Genomic DNA, 14589 nt, shown 5'->3' with positions numbered 1-14589 from the left:
TATGCGCTTACAGCCACTCTTCCCCGTACCTCACACGCCGATCTCGCTCCTTAAGCACATATGCGTTCTTACAGACGAGTAACATTGGCTACTTTGGGTCTGTAAGCACAAATATGCGCTTACAGCCGTCTTTCCCCGTACCTCACACGTCGAATTCGCTCATTAAGCACGCATATGTGCTTACAGACGAGTAACATTGGCTACTTTGAAGCTGTAAGCACAAATATGCGCTTACAGCCACTGTTCGCCGTACCTCACACGCCGATCTCACTACTTAAGCACGCATATGTGCTTACAGACGAGTAACATTGGCTACTTGGGAGCTGTAAGCACAAATATGCGCTTACAGCCGTCTTTCCCCGTACCTCACACGCCGATTTCGCTCATTAAGCACGTATACGTGCTTACAGACGAGTAACATTGGCTACTTTGGACCTGTAAGCACAAATATGCGCTTACCGCCACTGTTCGCCGTACCTCACACGCCGATCTCGCTCATTAAGCACGTATATGTGCTTACAGACGAGTAACACTAGCTACTTTGAAGCTGTAAGCACAAATATGCGCTTACAGCCGTCTTTCCCCGTACCTCACACATAAAAAAAGCGCCCCTGGGCGCTTTTTTTATGTGTGAGGTACGGGGAAATCATTGTGCAAGATCTTATTTGTAACAAAAAAAAATTTATTCGGAACGAAAAGCCGTTATTCACGAACATAAGTGATACCTTACAATTATTAGGCAATTATTAGGTAATTATTAGTAAGACTAACAAATAAGCAGAAACTTATCTAAAAAATTTTAAGACAAGATGAAAACTAATACTAAAGAACTAGGAGAAGGCCATCATGACGTTGCTTAAAATGACGGTATAATATCCAAAAAAACTTGGATGTTAGGAGACGAAATGGGAGAGAAGCTAAAACAGCCTGTAACAATTGAAAATGCTCCACAAGCGGTTTTTGGTGCAAAGGATCACATATTATTGTTGCGGTTTGAAATCCTCGAACATACGTGGAAAGGTGAATTACAAAGTGTAGAAAAGAAAAGCGATCAGATAAGGCAAATTAAAGAAGAGATATTGGCTCGATTTGGTGTCATTATTGATTATTGAAGCTTTGGGAGGATGGGAACATATATTGAAGTCCGTTGTTTTACCTTTAATCTTTTTGGTTATTTTTATTCTAACTAACATAGGCTTGAAGATTGGTCTTGGTATGTACATGACTAAGAAATACGTACCCGATGTAATAAACGACTATGAATCGACTAAAGTAATCCAATCAACGGTTGAATTTAGTTCTTCCCCTTCTCAGATTACTTATCAAGATTTAATTATATGTATAATATCCTTTTGTATATCGACTGCAATTGTCCTCTTAATTTATAAATTTTATTTTCAAAAATAAGGAATTATAGGGAAGGGATAAAAGTGAAACGTATGAAATTTGAACGTCCAACCGAGCACTATGATGAGGGTATTTACCACATAGATGAACAAATTTGCAAACTGCTAAAACAACGAAAAGAAATATCAAACAATAATCCAGGCTATCCTCCTCTCGAGTATATATCGAAGTGGGCAATTACAACTGGATTATACGAAGATTTTTTGAAATCAGTATTTGAGGCTTTGAGAAACGATGAATACTATAAACCAGTAGTTGAGCCGACAGGATTTAGAGTGCACATTCCAGTTCTAATATATTTGGAACAGGGAGAGTTTTACTATACAGTGACTATGGTGCGGCAATACAACAATGCGAGCATTGTATCCTTACATATTGATTGGGATGCAAAAAGACGACATTCTACTAGACCATATTTTTACGAGTTATATTTGGGTGAAAATTACGACTGCCATATTGAGATTGGAGGTAGTAGTAGTAACTCTGGGCATTTATCACATAACTACATCGTATCTCCACCATTGCCTGACGATCTTAAAGGAATTGCTTTCGTTTTCAAGGAGTTCCTTATGCCATTTAAGCGAAAGCCGACAGGTAAAGAAATCACTATCATAGTGGATTAAGGAGGGCTACGGAAATAATGCAGGATAAAGAATCACAACAAATCAAAGAAAGTTTGGAAGTTGTTGGAAACGATTACAAGGAAAGCCTTCCTCACCTATAGTACGATTTCTATTCGGCTTTATTGTTGTGACTATGCTCGTTGAATTCAGTTGGAATATTTCAGTTTATAAGCTCACTCTCCTCACCGTAATTTCTTCTGCATAAAACGAAAAAATGACCCCGAAAGGGGTCATTTTTTATTTTCGGGGTCTTCCTGCCCAATAATCGGGGAATCCTTCCCGAGTTCCAGGAGGGAGTCATTCCCGTAGACCTGACAGGCGCGGCCACTCCTTAAGCACTTATGCGTGCTTACAGACTAGTAACACTAGCTACTTTGATGCTGTAAGCACAAATATGCGCTTACAGCCGTCTTTCCTCGTACCTCACACGCCGATCTCGCTCATTAAGCATATATACGTGCTTACAGACTAGTAACACTAGCTACTTTGAAGCTGTAAGCATAAATATGCGCTTACAGTCGTCTTTCCCCGTTCCTCACACGCCGATCTCGCTCATTAAGCACATATGCGTGCTTACAGAAGAGTAACACTGGCTACTTTGATGCTGTAAGCACAAATATGCGCTTACAGCCGTCTTTCCTCGTATCTCACACGCCGATCTCGCTCATTAAGTACGTATGCGTGCTTACAGACGAGTAACATTAGCTACTTTGGGCCTGTAAGCACAAATATGCGCTTACAGCCTTCTGTCCCCGTACCTCACACGTCGATCTCGCTCATTAAGCACTTATACGTGCTTACAGACGAGTAACATTGGCTACTTTGGGCCTGTAAGCACAAATATGCGCTTACATCCGTCTTTCCCCGCACCTCACACGCTGATCTCGCTCCTTAAGCACTTATGCGTGCTTACAGACGAGTATCTTAGCCCTCTTTTCCCGAGCCTCTGCTGGCTGCTCCTTTCTCTTCTAGATGTTTTTATCACTTACCAACAATAAAAATTAATTAATATGTGGCCTTCTCTAATTCCTCGGTGTCTAATAAATGTGAAGGCAGAGGAGGTTCACTAGATGTCAGGGGCCCACGACAAATTCGAGGACATTTTTACGTTATATTATGAAAGAATTAAAAGATTCCTCTCACTGAAGGTCGACATTCAGAATCCCGCTGCTCCAAAATGGCCCTACCAAGGACTAGGCGGATACGAAGCTGGCAACATGTCTAAGGACTTCATTAGCAGATCTTGTGGAGCGAGGCCAAATTCCCACTTTTGAGGATTTAGAAGATAACACTTGGGAGTTTGATACTAAAAAGGGATTTCAATTTTCTTGTACGCTCTTAGAATTTATTTTACAACGATATAGTTTAGATGAGCTTAATAAAACATTCGAAATCCTGAGGACTTTGAAGGAGCATTCAACTGCACAGCGGCAGAAATCCACAAACTGTGGTCTCAGGAGCTGGCAGCGAGGTTCAGTTAACATTCATACCAATATCCCCTCATAATAAAGCTAGACCAGAAAAAGGGAAACGAATGAAACTTCATAATTGAAAGTGTTTTTTTCAAGATGCAATTAGCGTCGCTCATCCCATGGGTATGGATAAATGCAAGCTGCTCGACTTTTCTTCGTCACTACAGAAGATATTGGAGCCACTGACACCACCTTATTTACTATTATCAAGTGGACGTCGAGAAACAATGGCGATTTATTTGTAGCGTTAGAGGTAATGAGTGGGGACCGTTCTCCCTACACACGGATGAAGATTTCAAACAAGCTGTGGACGTCTGGGGAAAAAGTCAATCATTTGTCCGTGATATTGTTGATAAATGGGACGTTCCAAAATTGATCATTGAGAACAGCGATTACCTATGGGACGAATATCACCATCGAATTAGTGAATTTATTGATCAATCGCTCAATCGTGACACGAACTCATAATTTAATATTCTAGCTATAAGCGGAGGTGCAGCAATTGCACATCCGCTTTTTTTCTCAGAACTTAGAGCACTGCATCGTCTATTCATCTACAGGCGGGATTTCTGAAGGAACCCATAGTTTTGTAACATCTATCCCTTTTTCATCTCTCATCTTCAAGTCTCTCATAAATGCGAGAAAACCATATACGGGTTTCCATCCGAGTATCTTTTCCGCCTCTGATAAGTCATGCTGCTCGACCTGTTTAGGCAGTGCTATTGCATACTTCTTCAACAAACGTCCTGCTCCCTGCACATGTGTCTCACACCATTCGGCTCCAAGTTCACTAAAGTTTTGAACAACCTCGTGCGGCATATCATGATTGGTATGTACGATTGTGCGAAATAACCCTATCTTCCTTTCCAGCGCTGCTTTGACAGCAGCGACTGTAGCTGAAGCTACATCTCTTCGATCTACACCATTTCGAAGCAGTCGCTCTCCAAACTCTAAATATGGCCGAGGAATGAATTCATGATAACGCAGCATCGCAATCGATGCGCCTGTCATTTCATAATAAGCTTTACAAAGGTCTTCCCCGATTACTTTACTTACCCCATAAACCGATCCCCAACCATATGCCATTGAAGAAGCATAGACAATTGCATTTACACCTGCCTGCTTACACGCTTCTAGAAGATAAAAGGTACCATCTACATTTACAGAAAAGATCGTTTCGTCGCTAACCGGAGGATTGTGAGCGCAATGCCATGCTGCAAGGTGAACAACAGCATCAATACCTTCTACCGCACGCTTTACGTCGCCTGGTGTTCTGATGTCACATCTAACGTACTCTAGGTTCTTCAATTCTTCAGACTGAGGAGGCATTACGTCCGCCATCCGAACCGAATAACCCGCTTGCATCAATGCTTTGCATACAGCCTGACCACTATTTCCGGCAGCACCTGTAACTAGAATTTTCATTTTTTCACCCCGTCAGATTTATTGTTTTAGAATAGCACTGCTTGATTGATGAACAGAAACCAGTTTCTTCAAATTTAATAATAGTACATCCGGATAAATATAATAAGTACGCACTTTCTTTTTACTTAGTAACCTAAAAGTAACCTCTATGAAAGCACCACAAATAACAAAGAAGAGGAGATGCTCATCCCCTCTTCTTTGCTCTCGTTATTTAATCACTTACCATGTTATCCAACCGCCAGTTCGCTGATAACCACGTAATAACTCATATTGTTCACTTTGAATAAGGCGCTTCATTTGCGTTCTATACAAACGATAATCTGATTTTCTTACTTCTTTTACTTCTTTGTTATAGTGAACACTCTTTATTCCTTTTCGAAAATCTTTCAATTTTTCTCTTCTAGGATCTTTGTGATTTTTCACACGTTCATTAGAGCAACGTTGTTCATTATCCCAGGCTGTTATTTCTTCTTGATTAAACATCTTCATCCCCGTTGTGACGGGTTAGATTATAGCTATTAAGCCATGAATACCGACACAACTAATAGAAGAAGACCTTTGGATTAAACATCCTGCTCACCTCAAATTTAGATTTATTACCTTATTCCTCAAAATAACGAGCAATCTCTGCAGGCAGCTTACTCTCGATATGAGCCAGCCCAAACTCCCCGTTCTCTTCGGAAATTCCGTAGTTTGTTCCTAATACATGATCAGTAATAAGTAAAACTGTAAATTTGCGAAAATGTTCCGCTTGAAATTCATTGTGAGGGCCTTGCTGATTCATAAGATTGAGAAAGGATTTTACATCCTCCCCATCCAAGGTTCGAACGAGATCCGCATCTCTAAATATCTTAATTTGCTTCGTCTTTGAATCGGCAATATCGGGATAATGGGACGGTTTATCTGCTCCCTCATACCAAACATAAATACTATAACCCGTAATATTCACTACAAGACCTGGACCATCCCCAGCATCCTCTACAGCGACTATGTCTCGCTCAGGATATCCTTCAATTTCAAATGTTGCTGCTCCTTCGGGCATCCGAGAGCCGCGTTCGACTTCACCTATTTTCACTAACTTAGTAGGATCAGTTAAAGCCAATTCCCATGCGTTCAAATAATGTCTATCCCCGATATTAATATAATCGACAGTCGATTCATCGGCCTGCCTCGCTGCCGAATGATCGCCTTGCAGCTCTTTTTTTACCAATTGACATCCAGAACTAAATAATATCAAGCAGAGTAATATTAACGAAATTACTTTCATCATTTTCCCCTCCACTTCCGCAACACACCTTGTTATTTCTTGTATAGACGGGAATTGGAAAATAATGTTGCACCTTGCAAATACATTAGTAAAGTTAGTCTGAATTAAACCATTTGGTTATGCTTTTCTCTTTCGTAAAACCAAAATATTTATATTTGATAGTCACATTTTGTATGGATTGATTATCGTAGCGGATTCGGAGGCCATATTGCATAGGAGTGTGTTCTTTTTTTTCTAAAGCAGCATGAAATTCATCTTGAGAAAGTGCTGGGTATATTGACGAGGCTTTTAGGTTCATAAATTGAATAGCTGGGTCGGGAGTAGGAAGCACTTGCACCATGTGACCAGAATCATAAGCGATGCCGAGCTGGGCCAAGTCGGATCGATCTTCCCCATTGATTTTCACGCTTAAAATATCGATTTTCCCATAACCCTCGTTGCTTAATTCAAGCACATACTCTTGTGTCCGCCCGTCCGTATTATTGACTCGTTGAAGTCCGTTATTTACTAAAGGTTCCGTTATGTGATACCAAACTGACATGGAAATAATCAGTCCGATCAATATAAACAATTTAATGCCTATCCGTTTGTTCCTTGATAACCATTTATGGTTCAACATAGGTCCCTTCAATTATCACCAATTCCTTCCTTGTCAAATTAGTCTAAGCCAAGAATAGAAATTTTGTCAGCGATCATGACAACCAAGTCTTCTATCGTTCCAATGCATTTATGTATTTCGGGCAGGTGATAAAAAGAACTTGATGCTTCAATATCATTGATTTCCTCTGTTGATGAATGCAAAAATATAGTCTTTCCTAAACCTAAAGCCAGACCCAGTTCAATATGGCTTCCCTTTCCGGCAGGCAACATCACAATGAGTATATCAGTACTTAATACAGCATCCTTCTCTTTTAGACCAATCTCTGCTAAATGTTGAAGCGAACTAATCTCTGAATGCATCGTCCAATCGTACGCTTGATCGAATCCTAGTTTCTCCAAATGCTTCGAGGCACTTCTCACGTTTTCAATATTTCTGAGGCTAGAGGCTATATAGAATTTCATATTTCTCTCCCATTAGAACAAGATTTCTCATATCGTTTATACCACGTCTCTAAAATAAATCGAGCTGCTCGATCACAGGTGCAGGCGGCTCATTCGGGCTTTCTCCGTTCGGACGAGTCAGTCCCAGTATCTCCATCATTCTCTTCGCGTTGTCTGCGGCATCCCCTCCGGAATTGTTGTTGAAAATGACATAAACGTGCTCACTCTGCTGCTCCAGCAGCCTCAACTTATTCGCCCAGTCTTGAAGTTCTTCCTCGCTGTAGCGATACAAATAACGAACTTCACGCCAATTCGGCGCACTGGCTTGATTCCATCCGGATACATTTCGTCCGTGAAACCTGACGATAGTCGATTGTTGATCCGTTGCCGAAAGAACGATCGGTATCGAGCCTATTCCAGCCTGCGGCTCATCACAAACGCTATGTATCCAATGCTCCCGTCTCATGAAATCCAACGTCTTCTCGCTATACTCCTGCGAAAACCAGCTTTGATGCCGAAATTCCAACGCACACGGAATACCCATCATACGAGCCTTCGTCTCTCTAAGGATTCGTACATTCCCTTGCGTGCAATCGAACCATGGCGGATATTGAAATAGCGCTGCCGTTAATCTGCCTGACTCTATTACAGGCTCCAGCATTTGCCGGAATGCACCGTACATTTCATTTGTCTCCGAGGCTGGCACTGTAGGTCCGCGCTGATGTCCAGTCATTCCCTGATAAGCCTTAACTACGAAGTGAAGGGATTCGGGCGTATCTGTCAGCCATTTGCTGAATCGCTCTTTAGATTGTATAGCATAAAAGGTGCTGTCCACCTCCACTAGCGGAAAATGATTCGCATATTGCCGAAGCTTGCTGCCCGCTTTGCTAACTGGGACATATAGCTGATCATGATCACCCCATCCCGCAAGACCAATTGAAATCATATTTTTCACCACTTCTACTATATTCGAAAACCCAGTTGTTTCTTATATTCAGCTATTCCCATTATTATAAAACAAATAATATCGTCCCTATCTTAACTATATAATTACACAATACTTTTAGTTTTGCATAGTTATAAGGTGACAGTTGTTGCTTACAGAAAAAGAATATAATTTCGCTGTTGTTTTACTTATTGGCTCAGAGACGTATACTTAGTCTATATAACAAATGTAAGGAGCAACTATCCAATGAGCTACGAACCCTATTTTCAGAACCTAAGAGAACAACATTTGGATGAGCTGAAACAATTTTTGACGATACCGAGTATTTCAGCTTTATCCAATCATAAAAACGACATGAATGAAGCGGCGAAATGGGTTGCGGCCAAATTAGAGAAGGCTGGACTTGAGAATGTGGAGATCCATCCTACTGCAGGACATCCGATCGTATACGCCGAGCATATTCATGCTCCAGACACACCGACGGTACTCATCTACGGTCATTATGATGTGCAGCCGGTAGATCCGCTTAACCTTTGGGAGACTCCACCTTTTGAGCCAACCATCCGCGATGGCAAATTATATGCACGTGGTGCAACAGATGATAAAGGTCAGCTCTTTCTGCATGTAAAAGCGGTTGAGGCACTTCTAAACCAAGAGAACGCGCTTCCGGTAAACGTAAAGTTTTGTATAGAAGGAGAAGAAGAAATATCAAGCCCTAATCTGCCGTCCTTCATGGAAACCAATGCAGACAAGCTGCAGGCAGACGTTATTGTCATATCAGATACATCACTTCTGGCAAAAGGAAAGCCTGCTATTTCCACTGGCCTGCGCGGACTATGCTCCCTTGAAGTAACGATAGTTACCGCCAATACTGATCTACATTCGGGTACATTCGGCGGCGGCGTTCCGAACGCGCTTCACGCAATGATTTCCTTGCTGAGCTCGTTGCATGATGATCAAGGTCGAGTTGCAATCGATGGCTTCTATGATGGCGTGCCAGAGCTTTCGGCAGCTATGCGCGAAGAGTTCCTTAAGCAAAATCATAATGAAGAACAATTAAGAACCAATCTTGCTCTCGATGCATTGTACGGTGAAGAAGGTTATTCCTTTGTTGAGCGAACAGGCGCAAGACCAACTCTTGAACTGAACGGAGTGTACGGCGGGTTTCAAGGCGAAGGTTCGAAAACGGTCATTCCAAAGGAAGCTCATGCCAAAATCACTTGTCGTTTAGTTGGTGCTCAGGACCCCTCCCAAGTGCTAGAACGAATTGTTGCTCATCTGGAGTCGCATGTCCAATCGGGTGCGAAACTAATTGTAAAACGCGGCGAAAAAGCTCGTGCGTTCGACATGGACCCATCCAATCCTATGCTTCAAAAAGCAGCTGATGCTTATGAAAAAGTGTACGGTACTCGCGCTCTCTTCACAAAGGATGGCGGATCGATTCCAATTGTCGAGACGTTCTCCCGCGTATTAGGTGCTCCTGTTGTCATGATGGGCTTCGGACTCCCAGACGAGAATCTGCATGCTCCTAATGAGCATTTCAACCTTGAGAACTTTGACAAGGGATTGTTGACAATTGTTGAGTTTTTGAAACAGCTTTAATCCGAGCTAACAAAGCCTTAGCATCCCTTGGATGCTAAAGTAGCTTTGACGGAGAAAAATATGCTCTTTAAATAAAGGCAGCTGAGCCTCTCATATTATTGAGATGCTCTGCTGCCTTTATTGTTAAAAAATCACGATTTCCGATTAAAGTTTCATAACCATTTCAAAACCGCCAAGGAGTGGAACCCGCCAAACCTTCTGGAATAAAAGAGAAATTTGGAGATGTAAGCGCGTATTTACTCTTACAGCTCCAAAGTAACCTCGGTTTGTCGTCTGTAAGCACCCATGCGTGCTTACAGCATCATTTCGACGTGGGCGAACGAGCAACCCCAACATTGTAAGCGCGTATTTGCTTTTACAGCTCCAAAGTAACCTTAGTTTGTCGTCTGTAAGAACCCATACGTGCTTACACCATCATTTCGACGTGGGCAAACGAGCAACCCCCACGCTATAAGCACGTATTTGCTCTTACAGCTCCAAAGTAACCCTAGTTTGTCGTCTGTAAGAACCCATGCGTGCTTACAGCATCATTTCGACGTGGGCGAACGAGCAACCCCACGCTGTAAGCACGTATTTGCTCTTACAGCTCCAAAGTAACCTTAGTTTGTCGTCTGTAAGCACCCATGCGTGCTTACAGCATCATTTCGAAGTGGGCTAACGAGCGAACCCCACGCTGTAAGAACCCATGTGTTCTTACAGCATCATTTCGACGTGGGTGAACGAGCGAACCCCACGCTGTAAGCGCGTATTTGCTCTTACAACTCCAAAGTAACCCTAGTTTGTCGTCTGTAAGAACCCATGCGTGCTTACAGCATCATTTCGACGTGGGCGAACGAGCAACCCCCACACTGTAAGCGCGTATTTGCTCTTACAGCTCCAAAGTAACCTTAGTTTGTCGTCTGTAAGAACCCATGCGTGCTTACAGCATCATTTCGACGTGGGCGAACGAGCGAACCACAAGCTGTAAGCGCGTATTTGCTCTTACAGCCTCAAAGTAACCTTAGTTTGCCTTCTGTAAGAACCCATGCGTGCTTACACCATCATTTCGACGTGGGCAAACGAGCAACCCCCACGCTATAAGCACGTATTTGCTCTTACAGCTCCAAAGTAACCCTAGTTTGTCGTCTGTAAGCACCCATGCGTGCTTACAGCATCATTTCGACGTGGGCGAACGAGCGAACCCCACGCTGTAAGCACGTATTTGCTCTTACAGCCTCAAAGTAACCTTAGTTTGTCGTCTGTAAGCACGCATGCGTGCTTATAGCATCATTTCGACGTGGGCGAACGAGCGAACCACAAGCTGTAAGCACGTATTTGCTCTTACAGCTCCAAAGTAACCTTAGTTTGTCGTCTGTAAGCACACATGCGTGCTTACAGCATCATTTCGATTTGGGCGAACGAGCGAAACCCACGCTGTAAGCACGTATTTGCTTTTACAGCTCCAAAGTAACCTTAGTTTGTCATCTGTAAGCACCCATGCGTGCTTACAGCATCATTTCGACGTGGGCGTACGAGCGAACCCCAAGCTTTAAGCACATATTTGTTCTTACAGCCCCAAAGTAACCTTAGTCTGCCCTCTGTAAGAACCCATGCGTGCTTACAGCATCATTTCGATTTGGGCGAACGAGCGAAACCCACGCTGTAAGCACGTATTTGCTCTTACAGCTCCAAAGTAACCTTAGTTTGTCATCTGTAAGCACCCATGCGTGCTTACAGCATCATTTCGACGTGGGCGAACGAGCGAACCCCACGCTGTAAGCGCGTATTTGCTCTTACAACTCCAAAGTAACACAATGCGGGATGACTGGAATGTTGTCCCGAATAAGCAAAGAGCCCATACTGGTATATCCAGTACGGGCTCTTTATCGTTACTCTCTAGTTGATTATTTAAACCATAATTTTGCAAATATCGTTTGTGAAGGCTACAGGATCTTGAAGCGGCAGGCCTTCGATTAGAAGCGCTTGGTTATACAAAAGGCTTGTATACAGAGCCAGCTTCACTTTATCTTGCCCAGCAGCATCCTTTAACGATTGGAAAATTTCATGGTTCACGTTGATTTCGAGTACCTTATCTGCTTTCACATCTTGGTTGTTCGGCATCGATTTCAAGATTTTTTCCATTTCAATCGTTACTTCGCCTTCAGTAGACAAGCATACTGGATGCGTTTTAAGACGCTTTGAAGCTTTTACGCTTTTTACTTTATCATTAAGGATCTCTTTCATTTGCTCAAAGAGCTCTTTGTGCTGCTCTTCGTCAGCAGCTGTTTCGCTATCCGAAGCATCTGATTCGATACCCAGGTCGCCGCTTGATACTGACTTGAATTCTTTATCCTTGTACTTCGCGACCATTTTGATTGCAAATTCATCAATATCGTCCGTAAAGTACAAAATTTCAAAGCCTTTGTCCGATACAAGCTCGGTTTGCGGCAGTCGATCGATCCGTTCAATTGATTCGCCAGAAGCATAATAGATGTACTTCTGATCCTCGCTCATTCTCGATACGTATTCATCCAGCGTAACGAGCTTCTTCTCCTTCGAGGAGTGGAACATAAGCAAGTCTTGCAGCACTTCTTTGTTAACGCCGTAATCGTTGTATACACCGAATTTCAACTGTCTGCCAAATGCTTTGTAGAACGACTCGTACTTCTCTCTATCATCCTTCAATATGCCAAGCAGAGCGCTCTTGATCTTGCTGTTAATGTTCTTCGCGATAAGTTTCAGCTGACGATCATGCTGCAGCATTTCACGTGAAATGTTAAGCGATAGATCCTCAGAATCAACCATACCTTTCACGAAGCTGAAATAATCCGGCAGCAGGTCTGAGCATTTATCCATGATCAACACGCCATTTGAATAAAGCTCAAGCCCTTTCTCATATTCCTTCGTGTAATAGTCGAAAGGTGTACTTTCCGGAATATACAAAATCGCATTGTAGACAACAGCGCCATCCGCACTAATGTGAAGATGCTTGATCGGTTTATCGAAGCCGTAACGTTTTTCAAAATAAAACTGATCATAATCTTCCGATGTAAGCTCATTTTTATTTTTGCGCCAGATCGGCACCATGCTGTTGACGGTTTGTTCCTCTTGATATTCCTCGAACTCATTTTCACTGTCTGCTTTAGGCCGTTGACCTTTCACATCCATCTTGATTGGGTAACGAATGAAATCAGAATATTTTTTGATAATCGACTTTAAGCGATATTCTTCTAAGTATTCATCGTATTGATCATCCTCGGTATTATCCTTGATGCTCAGTACAATCTCGGTACCAACTGAATCCTTCTCACAAGACTCAATCGTATATCCATCAGCACCCGTCGATTCCCATTTGAAAGCCTCGTCGCTGCCCAAAGCTTTAGTTACAACCGTAACTACGTCAGCGACCATAAAAGCAGAGTAGAAGCCGACGCCGAATTGACCAATAATGTTGTGTCCATCCTTAATCTCATTATCATTCTTAAAGGCAAAAGAGCCGCTCTTCGCAATAACCCCAAGGTTACTTTCAAGCTCGTCCTTCGTCATGCCAATACCTGTATCGGTAATAGTTAACGTTCTGTTTGCCTTATCAGCAACCACTTTCACATAATAATCTTCTTTGTTGAAGACCATTTGATCATCCGTTAATGCTTTGTAATATAACTTGTCGATCGCATCGCTCGCATTAGAAATAAGCTCTCTTAAGAAGATTTCCCGCTGCGTATAAATGGAATTAATCATCATTTCCAACAATCGTTTAGATTCTGCTTTGAACTGTTTTTTTGACATGGATAGATCCCCTTTCCATTCATCAATGATTATCAAGCCTGAAGGTAACTTAACAGGAAGGCTTGTTCAAGGTTATTAAACCGCTACCTCATATTTTAGCACTCAAACACCTTGAGTGCCAATCCTTCTTTTTATATATCATAAACTATTTTTCGGTGTCAACCCGAATCCCCAAAAAAACCATAAAAAGGAGCTGCCCAACGACTATTTTGGATCATTTAATCGTATTCACATATGCTCCAGCACGTTCAAATTAACTTTTTTATCCTGAACAAAACTTGTAAACCTTCTCTATTGCACAAAGTACAACAGAATACTGACTTGTCGCCCCGTTCGAGGAGCTACGTTGCAGAAATGCAGCAGATTGGCATCATAATTCGAAAAATGAAGGTTAAATCGGTAATTCTATTGTATTAATTACAGTAGAATTCAGCAGCTAGTCGAATAAGAGTAATCTCCATTGTAGAAAGTACAATAGATTGTATAATATAATCGATCGAAACAGACATTTTTCCGCAAAATTTGCTATATGACCCCAAGTAAATCTACAATAGAGGTATTAGAATAATTCACTCTAGGAGGCTGAGCAATATGAGCTCATTTAAATCGTGGCTGCAAAGCAGCAAACAAGGACTTACCGATCAGGTCAAAAAATTTAAAAATAAAGATTTCTTAGATGCGGTCGTAGCCGGCTGTGCGATTGTAGCAGCTGCTGATGGCAGCATTGACTCAAACGAGAAACAAAAAATGTCTGGTTACATAGGACGCAGCGAGGAATTAAAAGTTTTTGATATGAGCGACGTGATTAATCGTTTTAATCATTTCGTAGGAAATATGGAGTTCGATGCGATGATTGGCAAGCAAGAAGCGCTTAAAGCAATCGCGAAGTACCGCAGCAAGCCAGAAGTCGGTCGTGTAATTGTTAGTGTGTGCAGCGCAATTGGAGCAGCAGACGGCGATTTCGACCCGAAGGAACAAGCGGCAGTGCGTGACATCTGCAATACCCTTGAACTAAATCCGAGTGAGTTCAGCCTGTAA

At 42.2% G+C, this 14589-nt stretch carries 11 protein-coding genes; 4 read left to right on the top strand and 7 right to left on the bottom strand.

Annotated features, from left to right (window positions below):
- Window positions 1-905 precede the first annotated feature (905 nt).
- Both AC0YN6_RS05115 and AC0YN6_RS05110 read left to right on the top strand, forming a co-directional pair.
- A complete protein-coding gene (locus AC0YN6_RS05115) occupies window positions 906-1112 on the top strand; it encodes a hypothetical protein (RefSeq protein ID WP_475745576.1) in 207 nt (68 codons plus the stop codon).
- Between the two features lie 327 nt (window positions 1113-1439).
- The gene (locus AC0YN6_RS05110; RefSeq protein ID WP_475746255.1) at window positions 1440-2030 is read left to right on the top strand and encodes a hypothetical protein; all 591 of its coding nucleotides are present in this window, start codon (window positions 1440-1442) and stop codon (window positions 2028-2030) included.
- Between the two features lie 2018 nt (window positions 2031-4048).
- Here the strand turns inward: AC0YN6_RS05110 and AC0YN6_RS05105 are convergent.
- The 6 genes from AC0YN6_RS05105 to AC0YN6_RS05080 all read right to left on the bottom strand — a co-directional run bounded on the left by AC0YN6_RS05105 (window position 4049) and on the right by AC0YN6_RS05080 (window position 8181).
- Window positions 4049-4927, bottom strand: coding sequence for an NAD-dependent epimerase/dehydratase family protein (locus tag AC0YN6_RS05105; protein WP_475745575.1), 879 nt, complete (start codon window positions 4925-4927; stop codon window positions 4049-4051).
- A 219-nt stretch (window positions 4928-5146) separates the two neighbouring features.
- Window positions 5147-5410, bottom strand: coding sequence for a hypothetical protein (locus AC0YN6_RS05100; protein ID WP_475745574.1), 264 nt, complete (start codon window positions 5408-5410; stop codon window positions 5147-5149).
- Between the two features lie 118 nt (window positions 5411-5528).
- Window positions 5529-6197, bottom strand: coding sequence for a hypothetical protein (locus AC0YN6_RS05095; protein ID WP_475745573.1), 669 nt, complete (start codon window positions 6195-6197; stop codon window positions 5529-5531).
- A 91-nt stretch (window positions 6198-6288) separates the two neighbouring features.
- Complete coding sequence (locus AC0YN6_RS05090) at window positions 6289-6813, bottom strand: hypothetical protein (RefSeq protein WP_475745572.1); 525 nt, start codon at window positions 6811-6813, stop codon at window positions 6289-6291.
- 38 nt (window positions 6814-6851) lie between these two features.
- Entirely contained in the window at window positions 6852-7256 is a 405-nt protein-coding gene (locus tag AC0YN6_RS05085) for a group-specific protein (protein ID WP_475745571.1), read from the bottom strand.
- A 49-nt stretch (window positions 7257-7305) separates the two neighbouring features.
- On the bottom strand, window positions 7306-8181 hold the full coding sequence (locus AC0YN6_RS05080; RefSeq protein ID WP_475745570.1) for a DUF72 domain-containing protein: 876 nt from the start codon (window positions 8179-8181) through the stop codon (window positions 7306-7308).
- 246 nt (window positions 8182-8427) lie between these two features.
- On the opposite strand from AC0YN6_RS05080, the gene AC0YN6_RS05075 reads away from it, so the two are divergent.
- The gene (locus AC0YN6_RS05075) at window positions 8428-9783 is read left to right on the top strand and encodes a dipeptidase (RefSeq protein ID WP_475745569.1); all 1356 of its coding nucleotides are present in this window, start codon (window positions 8428-8430) and stop codon (window positions 9781-9783) included.
- Window positions 9784-11670: 1887 nt separating this feature from the next.
- On the opposite strand, the gene htpG is transcribed toward AC0YN6_RS05075, so the two are convergent.
- Window positions 11671-13551, bottom strand: a complete 1881-nt coding sequence (gene htpG, locus AC0YN6_RS05070; protein ID WP_475745568.1) for a molecular chaperone HtpG — start codon at window positions 13549-13551, stop codon at window positions 11671-11673.
- A 591-nt stretch (window positions 13552-14142) separates the two neighbouring features.
- Between htpG and AC0YN6_RS05065 the strand changes: the two genes are divergently transcribed.
- The gene (locus AC0YN6_RS05065; RefSeq protein ID WP_475745567.1) at window positions 14143-14589 is read left to right on the top strand and encodes a tellurite resistance TerB family protein; all 447 of its coding nucleotides are present in this window, start codon (window positions 14143-14145) and stop codon (window positions 14587-14589) included.

The organism is Paenibacillus sp. J22P15, assembly GCF_056269345.1.
The sequence above is the reverse complement of the archived record's forward strand: the minus strand, read 5'-3'. Positions and strand labels throughout refer to the sequence as shown.